The organism is Novosphingobium sp. 1529, from assembly GCF_040544855.1.
GTDB lineage: Bacteria > Pseudomonadota > Alphaproteobacteria > Sphingomonadales > Sphingomonadaceae > Novosphingobium > Novosphingobium capsulatum.
Window position 1 is genome coordinate 113,682 of record NZ_JBEPKW010000003.1, and the last position, 17,424, is coordinate 131,105.

The window sequence follows — 17,424 nt, forward strand, 5'->3', positions numbered from 1 at the left end:
CAATCATGCCCGCCAACGCAGCGGTTCAAAACCGGTAGCTGATCCAGCCGGCAATGAAATCCGAACTGCGATAGCCCGCATCGGTCAATGCCGCGCGCGCCATCAGGTGTTCATAGCGGCCCGTCAGCGTCAGGCGCGGCGTGGCATTCCACACCATCTGCGCGCGCACCACATCGGCAATCTTGCGCCCGCGCCCGTTCTGCGTGCCGGCAAAGGGCTGGCCATTGGCGCGATAGACCGCGTCGTGCACATCATCGCGCCAGGCCAGTTCGTATTCCGCGCTGATCCGCGCATTGCGAAACGGGGTGAAGCTGGCGTTCGGCGTCACCGCCACCAGGTTCGACGGGGTGAGATAGAGCTGATAGCTGAAATAGATGTTGTTGCCGAACGGGGCATAGGCATTGCGCAGCTTGCCCTGGCCATAGCCACCGCCGCCGCTGGCATAGTCGACATGCACGCCAATGCGCGGCGCGGTCTTGGCCGGGCCGTTGCCGATCCGCCAGGTCTGCGCCAGGAACGCCTGCCAGGCATCGATGCCCTGGTTCATGAACGTGCCCCACTGGTGGTTGACCGACCAGTCCAGCCCCAGCCGCCCAACATCGCCGCGCAGCTGCGCCCCGGCGTAATACCGCGTGGCCGGGCCGATCCGCCCGCCCCAGGTGCCCACCAGGTTGCGCCGCCGCCAGGCAAACAGATCGAGATAGAGCTGCGAGCCGCCCAGCGTGGTCTTGGGCAGGACAAACCCCGCCGTCACCCCGGAGAAACGCCGCGCGGGATCGATCACGTCATCATCGGTGCCCAGGTCGCCATAGGCCGTGGGCTTGAGATCGAACACCGTCAGCCGCGCCTTGGCCCCGCGCACCCAGCCGCGAAAGCCGTTGAGGGTATAGCGGATGGTGTTGTTGTCGCGCTGGGAAACCAGGATATTGGGCCCATCGGTAAATTCCTGCCGGCCATAGCGCGCGCCAACCTCGGCGCTGCCGATGTCTGCCCCCACTTCGACGAAATGCTGGAGCAGAACCAGGTCGTTGCGCAGCGTGGCCGCCGGCGTGCCGAGATTGCGCCCGCCCAGCCCACCGTGCGAAACTTCGCCATAGAGGCGCAGGTGCGGCCCGATATGCAGATCGGCGCCCAGCGTTTCGCGGTTGATATCCTGCCGCTGCGCCTGGGCATCGCGCAAGTTGGGGTTCGTCGTCAGGTTCATGCGCAGGCGCAATTCGCCCGAGACCGTGAGATAGACATCGCCATCGTCATCGAGCGGGATGAACTTGAGCCGGTCGAGCGGATCGTCGCGCTTGGCCGGGTTCTGCATCACCCGCCAATCCTCTGCCCAGCGCGACAGGGCATAGCCGCCCGGTGCCGCCGCCGCATCGCCATTATAGGCGGCCGGATAGCTCTTGCGCTGGGCTTCGCCAGCCGGTTCGGCGGTGGTTTCGGCCAGGGCCGGAGTGGCGGAAAGCAGGCAAAGCGGGGCCGTGGCGGCCCGCAGCCGCGAAAAACGCAGGTCCATGATGGTTTCTCTCCCTAGATGCGCCGCTGCTTAGGCAGCGTGCGCCTGTTCCACCGCGGCCGGCAGCGACCGGCCGTGCAGCGCAGCGTCGAGGCGTTCATGATCGAGCGCGTTTTCCCAGCGCGAGACGACCACGGTGGCCACGGCATTGCCGATGAAGTTGGTCAGGCTGCGGCATTCCGACATGAAGCGGTCGATGCCCAGGATCAGCGCCATGCCCGCCACCGGCACGCTCGGCACGATCGACAGCGTGGCGGCCAGCGTGATGAAGCCCGCGCCGGTAACCCCGGCCGCGCCCTTGGACGAGAGCATCGCCACGCCCAGCAGCAGCAGTTGCTGCCCCAGCGTCAATTCCACGTTACACGCCTGGGCGATGAACAGCGCGGCCAGCGTCATGTAGATATTGGTGCCATCGAGATTGAAGCTGTAGCCAGTCGGCACGACCAGGCCCACCACCGTCTTGGAACAGCCGGCCCGCTCCATCTTCTCGATCAGCGCGGGCAGCGCGCTTTCCGAAGACGAGGTGCCCAGCACCAGCAGCAGTTCTTCGCGCAGATAGGCAATCAGGCGCAGGATCGAAAAACCCGCGAGGCGCGCCACCACGCCCAGCACCACGAGCACGAACAGCGCGGAAGTGACATAGAACGCCGCCACCAGCTGCGCGAGATTGGCCAGGCTGCCCACGCCATACTTGCCGATGGTGAATGCCATGGCGCCAAAGGCACCGATCGGCGCGGCCTTCATCACGATGGACACCAGCTTGAACACCACGCCCGAAACGTCTTCGAGCAGATCGAGCACGCGCTGTCCGCGATCGCCGACCGAGGCCAGGGCAATGCCGAACAGCACTGCCACCACCAGCACTTGCAGGATATTGCCCTGCGTCAGCGCCGAAAGGAACGTGTCCGGGATCATCGCGCCCAGAAAGCCCACGATCGTGCTTTCGTGCGCCTTGGCGGCATAATCCGCCACCTTGCCGGCATCGAGCGTGGCGGGGTTGATATTCAGCCCCGCCCCCGGCCGCAGCACATTGGCCACGATGAGGCCCACGATCAGCGCCAGCGTCGAAAAAAACAGGAAATAGGCAAAGGCCTTGGCCGCCACGCGGCCCACTGCCGCCAGATCGCGCATGCCGGCAATCCCGGTGACGATGGTAAGGAAGATCACCGGGGCGATCACCATCTTGACCAGCTTGATGAACATATCGCCCAGCGGCTTGAGCGCTTCACCTGTTGCCGGATAGAAATGCCCCAGCAGCACACCCGCGGCAATCGCGGTCAAGACCTGGACATAGAGGTGGCGATACCACTTGCGAGGCCGCTGTGGCCCCTGCCCGGCCACGGGCGCAGACGGAGTGGTGACAGCGAAATTCATCGTGGGAAAGCCTTTCGTCCTCTCGGCAGGGCGCGTTGCTCGGTCCTGCTCAGCCATTACCATAGGCGGTGGCCCTGCCTCCCGAAAGCTTTTGCTATTGCTTGCATAAGCGGCGCTTTTTCAGCACATTATCAAATCGCGATGGCATTCTGTGTCCAGAAATCGGCACACTGGAAAATCCAGATGTGCAGATTTTGACACATCATGCTATACGTCTGGCGTGGGTAGTTTGAACCGATTCCGCGCCGTGGCGATGGCGCTGGTGGCCGCCGTGCTGGTGGCCATGGCGGCGGCCGGGGTGGCCGGCGCGATCACGCGCCATGTCATGCTGGCCCGACTGCAAACGCGCGCCGGGCAAGACCTGCGGCTGCGCCAGGCCCTGCTCACCAGCGAAATCGCGCGTTTTCGCCTGCTGCCTCGCGCGCTGGCTGATGACCGGGACCTGGTGGCAGCCACGCCTGTCCCTGGCCATACGCCCGCCCCGGCAGCGCAAGCCGCGCTCAACCGCAAGCTGGAGGCACTGGCCCAGGAATTCGGCGCGGCAGCGATCTATGTGATCGATCGCCAGGGCATGGCCTTTGGCGCCAGCAACTGGCGCCAGCCGCACAGCTTCATCGGGCGCGACTACACCTTCCGCCCCTATTTCCAGCAGGCCCTGCAAACCGGGCAGGCACAGCAGTTTGCCCTGGGCACTGCCAGCCACCGGCCTGGGCTCTACCTCGCCACCCGCGCCGCCGGCGGGGCGGCGGTGGTGGTGGTCAAGCTGGAGTTCGACGGCATCGAAAGCGCGTGGCGCCGCGCGGGCGGGATCACCTATGTCACCGATCGCGCCGGCGTGATCCTGGTGGCGAGCCGTCCGGCCTGGCGCTTTGCCGCAACAACCGCGCTCGATCCTGGCCTGGCGCGGGTCGAACGGCTGTCGCTGGGTGTGGCAGCCCTGCCCACGTCGCCCTTTGCCCTGGCCCGCGACGGCATGGTGGTGCCCGCCGGCACGGATACGCCGCACCTTGCGGTCGCGACGGCGCCAGATGCAGCGGGCTGGCGGGTCAACCTGGCGCTGCCCTTGGCCGGCGCGGTCTATCCCGCCGTGCGCGTGGCCCAGGCGATCACCGCGCTGATCGTGCTGCTGATCGGCGCCGTCGCCGCCGCGCTGGTGGAGCGCGCGCGGCAACGGCGCCGCCGCACTGCCCAGTTGGAAAGCGCGGTGGCCCAGGCGACAGCTGAACTGCGCAGCGAAATACACGAGCGCGCCGCGGCCGAAGCCCGCGCCGCCACCCTGCGCGAAGGGCTGCGCCAGGCCAACCGCCTGGCCACGCTGGGCCAGGTCACGGCCAGCGTGGCCCACGAAACCGCGCAACCTGTCGCCGCGATCCGCAACTATGCCGCCAGCGCCGCGCTGCTGCTCAACCGCGGCGAGAGCGCCGAAGTTGCGCAGAACCTGGCGGCGATCACCCGCCTGGCCGATCGCATCGGCGCCGTGACCGAGCATCTGCGCGGCTTTGCCCGCAAGGGCAGCCGGGGCGATCGCGCGGTGCCCCTGGCCGAGGCGATCGATGGCGCGCGGCTGATCCTGAAAGAACAGCTGGGCCGTGTGGCGCTGTCCCTTCCCGCGCCCGATCCGGCCTGGCAGGTACGGGCGGAAAAGACCCGGCTGGAACAGGTGCTGGTGATCGTGCTGCAAAACGCGATCGAGGCGCTGGCCGGCACCGCCGCTCCGGCGATCCGCCTGGATATCCGCCGCGATGGCGCGATGGTCGATGTGGACATCGCCGACAATGGCCCCGGCCTTGCCCCCGATATCGCCGCGCGGCTGTTCACCCCGTTTGCCACGAGCCGGCCGATGGGCCTTGGCTTGGGGCTGGTGATCGCCAAGGACATCATGGAAGAATTCGGCGGCAGCCTGGTCCATGTGCCCAGCCCCACCGGCGCTTGTTTCCGCATCAGCCTGGCCGTGGCGGAATAGCCAGTGGCAGAACCTGCCCGCCTGATCGCCCTGGTCGAAGATGACGAGGATCTGCGCGCCTCCACCGCGCAACTGCTGCGCCTGGCCGACTTTACCGTGGAAGCCTTTGCCGACGCGCCCGCAGCGCTGGCGGCGGTGGGTACTGCGTGGCCCGGCCTGGTGATCAGCGACGTGCGCATGCCCGGCCTTTCGGGCATAGACCTGTTCCGCGCGCTACATGCCCGCGATGCCGAACTGCCGGTGATCCTCATCACCGGGCATGGTGACGTTGGCATGGCGGTCGATGCGCTAAAGGCAGGCGTCTGGGATTTCCTGACCAAGCCTTTTGCCGCAGAGGCCCTGATCGCGGCGGCAGAGCGCGCCGCCCATGCCCGCGCCCTGGCCCTGGAAAACCGCCGACTTCAGGCCCTGGCGCAAGACAGCGGCGGCAGCGCGCTGATCGGCGCCTCGCCCGCGATCCGCCGCCTGCGCGACATGATCCCGACGCTCGCCGATGCCGATCTCGACCTGCTGATCGAGGGCGAAACCGGCACCGGCAAGGAACTGCTGGCGCGGCTGATCCACCAGGGCGGCAAGCGCCGGCGCCACCGCCTGGCCACGATCAACTGCGCCGGTCTGGCGCCCGCGCTCGAGGACGAGATATTCTCGCTGTCGGGCGGGGCCAGCCTGGTCCACGCCAGCTATGGCACCGTGCTGCTCGACGATATCGACGGCGCCAGCAGCCGCTTTCACAACCTGCTCGTGCCCGTGCTGGAAGAGCGTGCCCTGGCCGTGCCGGGCAAGGCGCCCGTGCCGCTCGACCTGCGCGTGATTGCCACGGCCGGCGCGGGCGGCCAAGGCAGCGAGGCGGCCGCCCCCCTGCCCCCAGCCCTGCTGCACCGCATTGCCGGCATGCGCATCGCCATTCCGCCGCTGCGTGCCCGGCGCGAGGATATTCCGCTATTGTTTGCCCACTTCGCGCAAGAGGCCGCTGCCCGCGCCCGGCTGCCAGTGCCACGCCTGGTGCCCGCCGTGCAGGATCGGCTCGATCATCACACATGGCCCGGCAATGCCCACGAACTGGCCCGCTTTGCCCAGCAGTTCGTGCTGGGCCTGGTCACGCCCGACAGCAGCGACAATGCTGCACCTGCCCCGCAACCCTTGGCAGACCGCGTCGATGCGTTCGAGCGCGAGGCGATCATCGCCGCCGTGCGCGCCGCACAAGGGCGCATTGCCACGGCGATCGCCACGCTGGGTCTGCCGCGCAAGACCTTTTACTACAAGATCAACAAGCTGGGCATCGATCTTCAGGCTCTGCGGCAAGAATGACAGCGCCGCGCCAAAACGGAACGATGCCGTTCAATTGAGCAGGGCGGCTTCTCCCCACACCACTGGATCGGGCGCCACGCTGGCATTTTCCGGGCGAGCGATCAGCTCGATCAGATGCACGCCGCGCACATCGGCCGCAAGCGGCACCAGCGCATGGCCCGCGTGCAGCGGTGCGGACTGCGCCAGCAAGCGTCCATCGCCATAGACCAGGAACGTCACCGCGCCGCTGTTGCCCCAGGCCGCATCATCCACCCCGACGCGCGCGGTGAAGCGGGCATGGCCGGCGTTGCGCACTTCCATACGCGATCCAGCCAGGATGCCGATCCCGGTATCGAGCTTTTCGTGGCCGGCCTGCAACTGCTGGCCATAGGGGCCGGTATCGACCGCCGCCCCGCCCCAGCCGCCATAGCGCGGATGCTCGCCGCCCCCGCGCGTATCGTTCCACGGCAGCAAGCCGCGATGCACCAGCGGATCGGGCTGTGGTTGCACCACGCCATCGATCGCCGGATTCACACTGCCGGGCATTTCCGACAGATATAGCCCGCCCGCCAGGCGATGGCGGCCCACCAGCTTGAGCAGCACGGTTTCATGCGGGCCAAGCGGCACAGTGGTTTCGCCGGTGAAGCTGCCGGTCTTGCCGGTCCACAGGTCGGTCGTGGCGATCGTTCCGGTCAGCTTGGCATGCTCGGCCGTCAAGGTGGCGTGGGTCGGCGCGGCGCTGCGGTTGAGCAGGGCCACCGCCTTGGTGCCATCGGCCAGCGTCTTGACGTAGATCTGCACTTCGGCGCTGTCATAGGCGAGCACGGCCTGGTTGCCGGCGCGATCCTGGTTGAGCGCAATCGCCTGGGCCCAGCCGAGCAGCGCGATCTGGTCGGACGTGGCCTGCCGCAGGTCCATCCCGATCAGCAGCGGGGCGTTGAGCATGGCCCACAGCGCCAGGTGCGAGCGCGCCTCCACCATATGCGCGGCATCGAATTCGCCCTTGCCGATGAACAGCATGTCGGGATCGTTCCAACTGCCGGGATGGGCATAGAGCGCGCGCCGCGCCGTGGTATCGAGGTTGTGCAGCAGGCGCGCCCAGGTGGGGGAGATGTCCTCGCTGGTGCGGCTGATGTTGCCGATGTCCTTGCCCCAGCTGCGCACGTCGGCCGAACCCCAAAGGCACAGCGACAGCACATAGTCGCCCGCCGGGCGGGTGCGCGCCAAGGCATCGGCCACCGCGCCATAAAGCCGGCGCACTTCGGCAATGTCGGTGCGTGGCAGGTCATCGAAATCGATCACCGGCCCGAGCGGGCGATAGAGCCCGGCCTTGACCCGCGGATTGTCTGGCCCAAGCCCGCGGATGCCGCAGCCATCCACCTTGATCAGGTCGAAATTCCACTCGTGGAAATAGAGCGCGATATCCTGCTCGACGTGGCCATAGAGGCCGGTTTCGCGCTCGGCCTGGGTGCCTTCGGGCAGATTGGGCGCATCCACGCCGCCGAACACCTGGCTGCAGTTGTTGCGGCCAATGTCGGAATAGATCCCGGCCTTCAGGCCCATGGCATGCAGCCGATCGGTCAACGGGCGCAAGGAGGTGCCGCCATCGGCCGTGGCGGCAGACGGGAAGTTGGCCGTGCGCACCAGCATGCGGCCATCGGGCATGCGCCGCTTGAGCCACCAGCCATCGTCGATATCGACATAGCGATAGCCCTTGGCCGCCAGCCCGCTGTCGATCAGCAAGCGGGCCGAGGCCATCAGCTTGGTTTCATCGACCGCCGCGCCAAAGGCATTCCAGCTGTTCCACCCCATCGGCGGCGTGGCGGCTTGCCCGCGCGTGTTGGCGCTCCACCGGCCAGTGGGCGCCAGCGGATCGGGCGCCGCTGCGGCGTGGCAGCCCGGCGTCAGGCAGGCAAGCACGGCAAGAAACGACGCAAGAGGCAGCTTGGTCATGGGGCGGTCCGTTCGGCAGGGGCAATCGCGCTGATATCGCTACCATGCAACGCGGCGCCCTTGGGCGCAACCATCCGCTACGCCCGCGCCTAAATCGAACCGCGGGTCAGCCGAACGCGGCGTCATCCTCGTCCATGCCGCCAGCCGACAGATCGAGCGCAAAGCCCTGGAGCCGGGCCTGCTGATCGCCCAGCGATCCCGCCGCCGCGGTCAGCCGTGGGATGCGCGCCGGGGGCGCTGGCCGCGCGCGCGGGGCGGCCGGGTTGGCGATGGGCAGCTTGGCCCGTGCCTTGCCATCCCGCGCGCGGCCGGCTGGGCGTGCCGCGCGCGGGATGGCATCAAGCGTGAAATACCCAAGGCTGGCCTGCAATTCGTCCGCCTGCTCGGCCAGCTGTTCCGAGGTGGCCGAAACCTGTTCCGAAGCGCCGGCATTCTGCTGGGTCACCTGGTCAAGCTGCTGGATCGCCTGGTTGATCTGCGCCGCGCCGATATCCTGTTCGCGGCACGCGGCGCTGATCTCGCTGATCAGTTCGGCGGTGCGGCGGATATCGGGCACCAGGCGGCCGAGCATGTCGCCCGCCTCGGTCGCGGCCTTGACCGTATCGGCAGAAACCGCGCCGATTTCCGAAGCGGCAGTCTGGCTGCGTTCGGCCAGCTTGCGCACTTCGCTGGCCACTACGGCAAAGCCCTTGCCATGCTCGCCGGCCCGTGCGGCCTCGACCGCGGCATTCAACGCCAAGAGGTCGGTCTGCCGGGCGATTTCCTGGACGATGCCGATCTTGTCGGCAATGGTGCGCATGGCTTCGACCGCCCGGCTGACCACCACGCCCGAGCTTTCGGCATCCTTGGATGATTGCCGGGCGATCTTTTCGGTCTGGGCGGCGTTGTCGGCGTTCTGCTTGATGTTGGCGGCCATCTCTTCCATCGCGGAAGAAGCCTGCTCGCTCGCGGCCGCCTGCTCTGCCGCGCCTTGGGAAACCTGTTGCGAACTCGCGGCCAGTTCCTGGCTGCTCGACGAGACGGTTTCGCTGGCGTCGCTGATCTGGCCGGCAAAGGTGCGCAGATTGTCCACCAGGGCGTTGATGGCGTTCTTCATGCGCTGGTGATCGCCTTCGCAGGCGATTTCGACCTTTTCGCGCAGATCACCCTCGCTGACATTGGCGAGCACGCGGTTGCCTTCGGCAATGGGCAGCAGGATCGCGTCGAGCATGCTGTTGATGCCCTGGATCAGCCCGGCAAAATCGCCGGAAAAGCGCTGCGCCTCGCCACGCCGGGTCAGCTCGCCCGCGGTGGAGGCCTTGATCAACTGCCCGATCTCGCCGGTGATCGCGCGCAGGTTGCGGCGCAGCCCTTCGATATTGTCGTTGATGAAGGCCTTCTTGCCGGGGAACTGCTCGATCGGCGCATCGAAATCGCCTTCGCCAAACGCCTTGATACAGGCCATGGCCTTTCTCTTGACGGCAATATGTTCGCCCACCATCGTATTGATGCCCTGCGCCATCGTGGCGAAATCGCCGTGATACCGCTCCATCGGCAGGACCACATCGATATCGCCCTGGTCGTGCGCTGCGCTCATCGCGTTCATGTCGCGGATCAGACCAATAAGGTTGCCGCGCAGGGTTTCGATCACCTCGTTGATGAAGGCTTTCTTGCCGGGGAAGGCTTCGAGCGGGGCGTTGAAATCGCCCACGCCGATCGCCTGGACGCAGGCCATGGTCTTTTTCTTCACGGCGATATGTTCGCCCACCATGGCGTTGATCGCGCCGGCAACCTGGTGCAATTCGCCCTTGAAGCGATCGGCAGCGATGGTCGCGTCGATATCGCCGCGCGAATGCTCGCTGGCCATGGCCTGTACCGCCGCGCCCAGATCGCGCGCAGGGGCAGTGGCGCTGTCGAGCAGCTGGTTGATCGCCTCGGCCAGGGCGGCGGAGCGGCGATTGCCGAACGGAACCGCCAACCGGGCACCGAGGTCACCGCTGGCCAGCGCCGCCTCGACCCGGGCGATGTCGCGATATGTGGGGTCGAGCGACCCGATGAAGAATGTTGAGCCGGCCATAAATCCTCGCCTTTGCCATGCCTGGGCAGGCCCGATGATCTAGCGGGGCGCGCTGAAGGCGGCGTAAAGCGGCGATGCGCCGGACTACGCAGCCAAGCGGCGCGCTGTTATTAGGCATCGCCCAGGCCCATGATTCTGGCGGCAAATTGGTATCGTTTCCACACCCGCACGGCGCGCGGGCGAGAGCTGCGGAAAGCCACGCGGAACGGCGCCTCAGACTCCGCTGGCCGCCATGACAGGCAAATTGCATGTGATACCATTGCAGGGCCGATTGCACGGCTGGATCGGCGCACGATGGCTCCTTTCGTCCCGCACGACCGCGCTGGCGATCCGCTGACTGTATGCGGGGCGACGCCAGCCCCCATGCTCATTTGTCGTGGTATTTATATAAATCAGTTATATAAAGTCGCGCGCCTTCCCACAAAATGCCGCTTGTGCCGCTGCGCTTTGCAGAGTTTCGACAACGCATGCGAAAGCCGCTTGGCCCCACCCCTTTGTAGCGAAACCAAGGCTTTCGCCATACGGTGCGGGAGACGGCACAAGGACAAAAAAATACCTATTTGCTACCATTGCACTCATTTGCCTGGCATGTATAACAAACCTGTCTTGCACGGTGCTGCCGGTAGGGCACGCGACAGACCACGATCCCATCGTTCAACCAACCCGAAAGGTTATTGCGTGGAGGCCAAGTTGATCACGCCCACAAGTTCCCCTGAACCGGGCGCAGGCGCCACGGCCACCTGGATGCACCGCGAAGCGGCCGAGGCCGGCGCGGCGGTTGCCCGCTTCATGGCCCACAATGCCCAGGCCCTGGCAGACCTGGGCGCGCGGCTGCGCCAGGCCCCGCCATCTTTGGTGCTGACCTGTGCGCGCGGATCGTCGGACCATGCGGCAACCTATGCCAAGTACATGATCGAAACGCTGCTCGGCGTGCCGACTGCCTCGGCGGCGTTCTCCACCGTGTCGCTCTATGATGCGCCGATGCGCGCCGCGGCCGGCAACGCGCCGCTGTGCATCGCCATTTCGCAGTCGGGCCACAGCCCCGACATGCTCGCCACCGTAGAGCGCTATCAAGCCGCTGGCGCCCTGGTGGTGGCCCTGGTCAACAACGATCAATCACCCCTGGCGCAGATGGCCGACGTGGCCCTGCCGCTGTGCGCCGGGCCGGAAATCTCGGTGGCGGCGACCAAGTCGTTCATCACCTCGCTGGCCGGCATTGCCGCGCTGGTTGCCGCGTGGAGCCAGGACGAAGCGCTGAATGCGGCCCTGGCCACCCTGCCCGCCGCGCTCGATGAAAGCTTTGCCCTGGATTGGGACGCCGCCCGCGCCGGCCTGCAGGATGCCACCAACCTGTTCCTGATCAGCCGCGGCTATGGCCTGTCGATCGCGCAGGAAGCCGCGCTCAAGCTCAAGGAAACCAGCGGCCTGCATGGCGAAGCGTTCAGCTCTGCCGAAGTGCGCCATGGCCCGATGGCGATCGTGCGCGATGGTTTCCCGGTGCTGGGTTTCGACATCGGCGGCCAGGCCGGGGCCGACGTGCGCCAGGTCTGCGCCGATTTCGCCGAACGCGGTGCGCAGGTATTCCTGGCCACGCCCGAGCCTGAAGCCGTTCCCGCCGGGCCGAACCTGACCGTGCTGCCCGCCGTGGCCGCCGACGAGGCGATCGCCCCGCTGCTGCGCATTGCGAGCTTTTATCGCATGGTCAATGCGCTATCCATCAGCCGGGGCTTCAATCCCGACGAGCCTCCGTTTCTGGCGAAAGTGACCCGCACGCGATGACCGTTCTGGCGTTTACCAACGGCCATATCCTGCTGGGTGATCGCATCGTTCCTTCGGCTACGGTGCAGATCGAGGCCGGGCGCATCGCGGATATTGCGGCCGATGTGCCGGTTGATGGCACCGTGTATGATCTCGACGGCGGCTGGTTGCTGCCTGGCTTTGTCGATAGCCAGGTCAATGGCGGTGGCGGCGCGCTGCTCAACAACGATATCACGGTTGAAGGGCTGGCGACGATTGCCCAGGCGCACGCGCGTTTTGGCACCACGGCCCTGATGCCCACGCTGATCACCGATACGCCGGCGGCGATTTCCGCAGCGCTCGACGTGGTCGATGCCGCCATTGCCCAGGGCCTGCCCGGCATCGTGGGGCTGCACATCGAAGGGCCGTTCATCAATGCCGTGCGCAAGGGCGTGCACGATCCCGCGCTGATCCGCCGCCTGGACGAAGACCTGCTGGTGGAACTGTGCCGCCCGCGGCGCGGCAAGGTCATGCTGACAATCGCGCCCGAACAGGTGGAGCCGCAGGCGCTGGAACGTCTGCGCGCGGCCGGCGTGATCATCAGCGCGGGGCATACCAATGCCACGTTTGCCGAGGCGCAGGCCGGCTTTGCCGCCGGGCTGACCGGGGTGACGCACCTTTATAACGCCATGTCACCCTTGCTGCATCGCGCGCCTGGCGTGGTCGGCGCCGCGCTGCTCAACGATGCGGTGTGGTGCGGCATCATTGCCGATGGCGTGCACGTGGCCGGGCCTGCGCTGGAAATCGCGCTGCGCATGAAAGGCACCGAGCGGCTGATGCTGGTGACCGACGCCATGCCCAGCGTGGGGATGAGCGCCGGTTCGTTCGAGTTGAACGGCCGTACCATCACCGTGACCGATGGCGTGTGCCAGGACGAGAACGGCACGCTGGCCGGCTCCAGCCTCGACATGGCGGGCGCGGTGCGCACGATGGTGGCTCTGACCAGCGCTGACGTGCCGATGGCCAGCCGCATGGCCAGCGCGACGCCGGCCGCGTTCCTGGGCCTGGCCGACGAGATCGGCACCCTGGCCACCGGGCAGCGCGCCGATATGGTGTGGCTGGACGCCGCCCTGCAGCCGGTGCAGTGCTGGATCGGCGGCGGCGCCGTGATCTGATCTGCGTGGCAGGTGGCGCGCCAGCGATGCTGCCCCCCCTGCCACGGCCTGCCTGAACAAAGCCCCAGAAGAAAGCTGATGCAGCCCATGTCCAGCCTGATCCTTGCCGCGCCGTTCGATGGCTGGCTCTCTCCGCTCGACGATGTGCCCGATCCAGTCTTTGCGCAAAGGCTGCTGGGCGATGGCATGGCGATCGATCCGCTCGATGGCACGCTGCATGCCCCCGCCGATGGCACGGTGGTGTCGGTTCACGCCGCCCGCCACGCCATCACGCTGCGCCTGGCCGGCGGGGTCGAAGTGCTGATGCACATCGGGCTGGAAACCGTGCGCCTTAATGGCGAGGGCTTTGTCGCCCATGTCGAGGCCGGCGATACCGTGGCTGCCGGTGACCGGCTGATCAGCGTGGACCTGGGGACGGTGGCGCCGCGCGTCAAAGGCATGATCACCCCGATCGTGATCACCGAAACCGCCGGCCACGCCGTGATCGAGCGCGCCGCGCCCGGCCGCATCGCCCGTGGCGCGCCGCTGTTGGTGCTGGGTTCCGCGCAAGCTGAAAGCGCCGCGCCCGCTGCTGCCTTTGCCGCCACGGCGCAGGCCACGCTGCGCCTGCCGCTGGCGCATGGCCTGCACGCCCGCCCTGCCGCGCGGCTGGCTGAACTGGCGAAGAGCTATGACGCCGATGTGCGCATCGTGCCGGCCGCCACGCCAAACGCCACACCGTGCCGGTTGCGCAGCCCCAGCGCGGTGATGGCCCTGGGCCTGCGCCATGGCGATGCATTGACGCTTCTGGCCAGCGGCCCGGCCGCAGCGGCCGTGATCGAGGCCCTGGCCGACCTGATCGCCACCGGCATGGGCGAATTGCGCCCGCTGGGCCAATCCGCGCCCGCGCCGGCACAAGCGGTGGCCGAAAGCACCGACACCAGCCCGATCGCGCCGGGCGAGCGGCTGATGGCAGTAACTGCTGCGGCCGGCTATGCCATTGGCCAGGCGGCCTGGCTGGAACGCCCCGAACCGCCGCGCACCGCCCGTGCCAGCGGCGATGCCGGCGCCGAAATCGCCCGCTTCACCCAGGCCCTCGCTGCGTTTCGCGCGGCCCTGGAACAGCGCGCGCAGGAACAGGCCGGCAGCGAGCAGGCCGCGATCCTGACCGCCCATCGCCACTTGCTGGACGACGAAGACATCCTGGAAAGCGTCGGCGATGCCATGGCGCGTGGTGACAGCGCCAGCCTGGCCTGGCAGCGCACGATGCAGGCCCGCGCCGCCACGCTGCGCGCCGCGCCCGATCCGCATATCGCCCAACGCGCCGACGATTTCATCGATCTGGAATGGCAACTGCAATGGCACCTGGCTGGCCAGGAACCGCCCGCCGTATCGCTGCCCGAGGCGGCGATCGTGATCGCGCGCGATCTCGTGCCTTCGCAAGTCGCGGTGCTTTCACCCGCGCAAGTAGCCGGCCTGGTTACTGCGCAGGGCGGGCCAACCTCGCACGTGGCGATCATCGCCGCCAGCAAGGGCATCCCCGCGCTGGTCGCGGCCGGGCCGCGCGTGCTGTCGATCGCGCCGGGCACCCCGCTGCTGCTCGATGCCACCGGCGCCACGCTGACGGTCGATCCCGATGCCGCCACCTGGGCCACGGCGCAGGCCGAAGCGGCACGGCGCCAGGCACGCAAGGCCGCTGCCCAGGCCGCGTCCGGCCTGGAAGGTCGCACCAGCGATGGCCTGCGGATCGAGGTCTGCGCAAACCTCGGCAAGCGCAGCGAGGCCGCCCCGGCCGTAGCCAACGGCGCCGAAGGCTGCGGCTTGCTGCGCACCGAATTCCTGTTCCTCGATCGCGCCAGTGCACCCGATGAAGACGAGCAGACCGCCGATTACACCGCCATCGCCCAGGCACTGAACGGGCGGCCGCTGATCATCCGCCTGCTCGATATCGGCGGAGACAAGCCAGCGCCGTATCTGCCAATGGCGGCAGAGGAAAACCCGGCGCTGGGGCTGCGCGGCATTCGCGTGGGGCTGGCCCAGCGCGAGATGCTGGTGCCGCAGCTGCGCGCCGTGCTGCGCGCGGGCGCCGGGGCAGAGGCAGGCGCGGTCAAGGTCATGGCGCCGATGATCGCGCGGGTCGAGGAACTGCGCGCCGTGCGCGCTGCCCTTGATGCCGAGGCCGCCAAGCTGGGCGTGGCCACCGTGCCGCTGGGCGTGATGGTGGAAACGCCCGCCGCCGCCGTGATGGCCGATGCCCTGGCCGCCGAATGCGATTTCCTGTCGATCGGCACCAACGATCTTACGCAATATGCCCTGGCCATGGACCGTGGCAACCCGGCCGTGGCAGGCAGCATCGACGGACTTGATCCCGCCGTGCTGCGCCTGATCGGCCTGTGCTGCGAAGGCGCGCAAAGCCACGGCAAATGGGTGGGCGTGTGCGGCGGCCTGGCATCCGATCCACTCGCCGTGCCGATCCTGATCGGCCTTGGCGTGACCGAACTTTCCGCCGCGCCGGCGATGGTGCCCGAAATCAAGGCGCTGGTGCGCGCCCTGTCTGCCCAGGATTGCCGGGGCCTGGCCAGTGCCGTGCTCCAGGCATCGAGCGCCGCGCAAGTGCGCGTGCTGGCCACACAGATGATCGAAAGGGTTACCCAATGAGCCAAGCCGTGAACAACGCGCTGCAACATCTGCAAAGCCTGGGCCGCGCCTTGATGCTGCCGATCGCCGTGCTGCCGGTGGCGGCGCTACTGCTGCGCCTGGGCCAGCCCGATCTGCTGGGCCTCGATTTCGTCAGCGCGGCGGGCAATGCCATGTTTGCCAACCTGGGCCTGCTGTTTGCCACTGGCGTGGCCACCGGCTTCGCCAAGGATGGCAACGGCGCCGCGCCGCTTGCCGGCGTGGTGTGCTTCCTGGTGGCGAGCGAAGGCGCCAAGGCGCTGCTGGCGGTGCCGGCCGATGTGGTGGCGGGCGTTGCCAAGGCGGCGCTCCCGGCGGTGACGGCCGCCTGGCGCAGCGCGCAAGTCGATCATGTCGCCGTGCCGTTGGGTATTGTTTCAGGCATCATCGGCGGCATCGGCTACAACCGCTTTTCCACGGTCAAGCCGCCCGAATACCTCGCCTTCTTCGGCGGCCGGCGGTTCGTGCCGATCATCAGCGGGGTGGCCGGCGTGGCGCTGGCCGGGCTGCTGGGCGCCAGCCTTGCCAGCATCAATGCCGGCGCCAATGCCGCGAGCGAGGCGGCGTTGGCCAGCGGCGGCATCGGGCTGTTCATCTTCGGCACGCTCAACCGCCTGCTGCTGGTGACGGGCTTGCATCACATTCTCAACAACATCGCCTGGTTCGTGCTGGGCGATTACCACGGCACCACCGGCGATCTGCGCCGCTTCTTTGCCGGCGATCCGACTGCTGGCGCGTTCATGAGCGGGTTCTTCCCGGTGATGATGTTTGGCCTGCCTGCCGCGTGCCTGGCGATGTATCACACCGCGCGGCCCGAGCGGCGCAAGGCCACCGGGGGCATGCTGCTGAGCCTTGCCGCCACCTCGTTCCTGACCGGGGTGACCGAGCCGATCGAGTTCAGCTTCATGTTCCTGGCGCCGGTGCTCTATGCGTTCCACGCGGTGCTGACCGGCATTGCGATGGCGCTGATGGCGGCGCTGGGCGTGCACATGGGCTTTGGCTTTTCGGCCGGGCTGCTCGACTACGTGCTCAATTTCTCCAAGGCGCAGAAGCCCTTGCTGCTGATCCCGGTGGGGCTGGTCTATGCCAGCGTCTATTACGGGGTGTTCCGCTGGGCGATCCTGCGCTTCGATCTCAAGACGCCGGGCCGCGATGACGTGCCCATGGGCAACGGCGGCGCGCCGGTGCTGGCGGGCGAACGCGGCCAGGCCTTTGTCGCGGCGCTGGGCGGCGCGGCCAATCTGGTGGAAGTGGGCGCCTGCACCACGCGGCTGCGCCTGGTGGTGGCCGATCAGGCCAGCATCGACGAAGCCGCGCTGCGTGGCCTGGGAGCTAAAGGCCTGATCCGCCCCTCTCCGCGCGCCCTGCAGGTCGTGCTCGGCCCGCAGGCCGATCAGGTGGCGGTGGAAATCCGCGCTGCAATGGGTGCGCCTGCACCCAGCGCGGCACCGGCCAAGGCCCCGATTGCCGAGGCCGGCAGCTTTGCCAGCATGATCGATCCCGCCAGCGTTCCGGCCGAGTTGGCGCAGGCGCTGGGTGGCACGGCGGCCCTGGCCCAAGCCCGAAGCGTACATGGGCGCCTGCTGCTGCCGGCCGGCACGGTGGTAGACGAAAGCACCCTTGCCGCGCTCGGAGCGCGCGGCGTAGTGGCCACGCCCGCCGGCCCGCAGGTGCTCTTTGCCGAGGCCGCGATCGTCCCCTGGCGCTCCTGAGC

10 protein-coding genes are annotated in these 17,424 nt (G+C 67.7%); 6 read left to right on the forward strand and 4 right to left on the reverse strand.

Annotated elements, in window-relative coordinates; translation table 11 throughout:
- Positions 1–25: 25 nt before the first annotated feature.
- Entirely contained in the window at positions 26–1,510 is a 1,485-nt protein-coding gene (locus ABIC78_RS08565) for an alginate export family protein (RefSeq protein ID WP_354488976.1), read from the reverse strand.
- 30 nt (positions 1,511–1,540) lie between these two features.
- Positions 1,541–2,884 carry a dicarboxylate/amino acid:cation symporter gene (locus ABIC78_RS08570; RefSeq protein WP_354488978.1) on the reverse strand — a complete coding sequence of 448 codons (1,344 nt, stop codon included), beginning with the start codon at positions 2,882–2,884 and terminating at the stop codon, positions 1,541–1,543.
- Positions 2,885–3,113: 229 nt separating this feature from the next.
- Here ABIC78_RS08570 and ABIC78_RS08575 point away from each other — a divergent pair, with 229 nt between their 5' ends.
- Both ABIC78_RS08575 and ABIC78_RS08580 read left to right on the forward strand, forming a co-directional pair.
- Positions 3,114–4,847 carry a sensor histidine kinase gene (locus tag ABIC78_RS08575; protein WP_502915664.1) on the forward strand — a complete coding sequence of 578 codons (1,734 nt, stop codon included), beginning with the start codon at positions 3,114–3,116 and terminating at the stop codon, positions 4,845–4,847.
- Positions 4,848–4,850: 3 nt separating this feature from the next.
- Positions 4,851–6,155 (forward strand): sigma-54-dependent transcriptional regulator, encoded by a 1,305-nt coding sequence (locus ABIC78_RS08580; RefSeq protein ID WP_354488982.1) that lies wholly within the window; start codon positions 4,851–4,853, stop codon positions 6,153–6,155.
- Between the two features lie 30 nt (positions 6,156–6,185).
- Here the strand turns inward: ABIC78_RS08580 and ABIC78_RS08585 are convergent, their stop codons facing one another.
- Together ABIC78_RS08585 and ABIC78_RS08590 are read right to left on the reverse strand one after the other, a co-directional pair.
- Entirely contained in the window at positions 6,186–8,087 is a 1,902-nt protein-coding gene (locus ABIC78_RS08585) for an NPCBM/NEW2 domain-containing protein (RefSeq protein ID WP_354488984.1), read from the reverse strand.
- Positions 8,088–8,193: 106 nt separating this feature from the next.
- Complete coding sequence (locus ABIC78_RS08590; RefSeq protein WP_354488986.1) at positions 8,194–10,143, reverse strand: methyl-accepting chemotaxis protein; 1,950 nt, start codon at positions 10,141–10,143, stop codon at positions 8,194–8,196.
- A 744-nt stretch (positions 10,144–10,887) separates the two neighbouring features.
- Here ABIC78_RS08590 and ABIC78_RS08595 point away from each other — a divergent pair.
- The 4 genes from ABIC78_RS08595 (at position 10,888) to nagE (ending at position 17,422) form a co-directional block, all read left to right on the forward strand.
- A complete protein-coding gene (locus tag ABIC78_RS08595; protein WP_107715485.1) occupies positions 10,888–11,922 on the forward strand; it encodes an SIS domain-containing protein in 1,035 nt (344 codons plus the stop codon).
- Complete coding sequence (nagA, locus tag ABIC78_RS08600) at positions 11,919–13,055, forward strand: N-acetylglucosamine-6-phosphate deacetylase (RefSeq protein ID WP_354488988.1); 1,137 nt, start codon at positions 11,919–11,921, stop codon at positions 13,053–13,055. Before ABIC78_RS08595 ends, nagA begins: the two co-directional genes overlap by 4 nt.
- Positions 13,056–13,142: 87 nt before the next feature.
- Positions 13,143–15,692: a phosphoenolpyruvate--protein phosphotransferase gene (gene ptsP, locus ABIC78_RS08605; RefSeq protein ID WP_354488990.1), complete on the forward strand. Its 2,550-nt coding sequence runs from the start codon at positions 13,143–13,145 to the stop codon at positions 15,690–15,692.
- The gene (gene nagE, locus ABIC78_RS08610; RefSeq protein ID WP_354488992.1) at positions 15,689–17,422 is read left to right on the forward strand and encodes an N-acetylglucosamine-specific PTS transporter subunit IIBC; all 1,734 of its coding nucleotides are present in this window, start codon (positions 15,689–15,691) and stop codon (positions 17,420–17,422) included. The genes ptsP and nagE overlap by 4 nt, the downstream gene beginning before the upstream one ends.
- Positions 17,423–17,424: the final 2 nt, after the last annotated feature.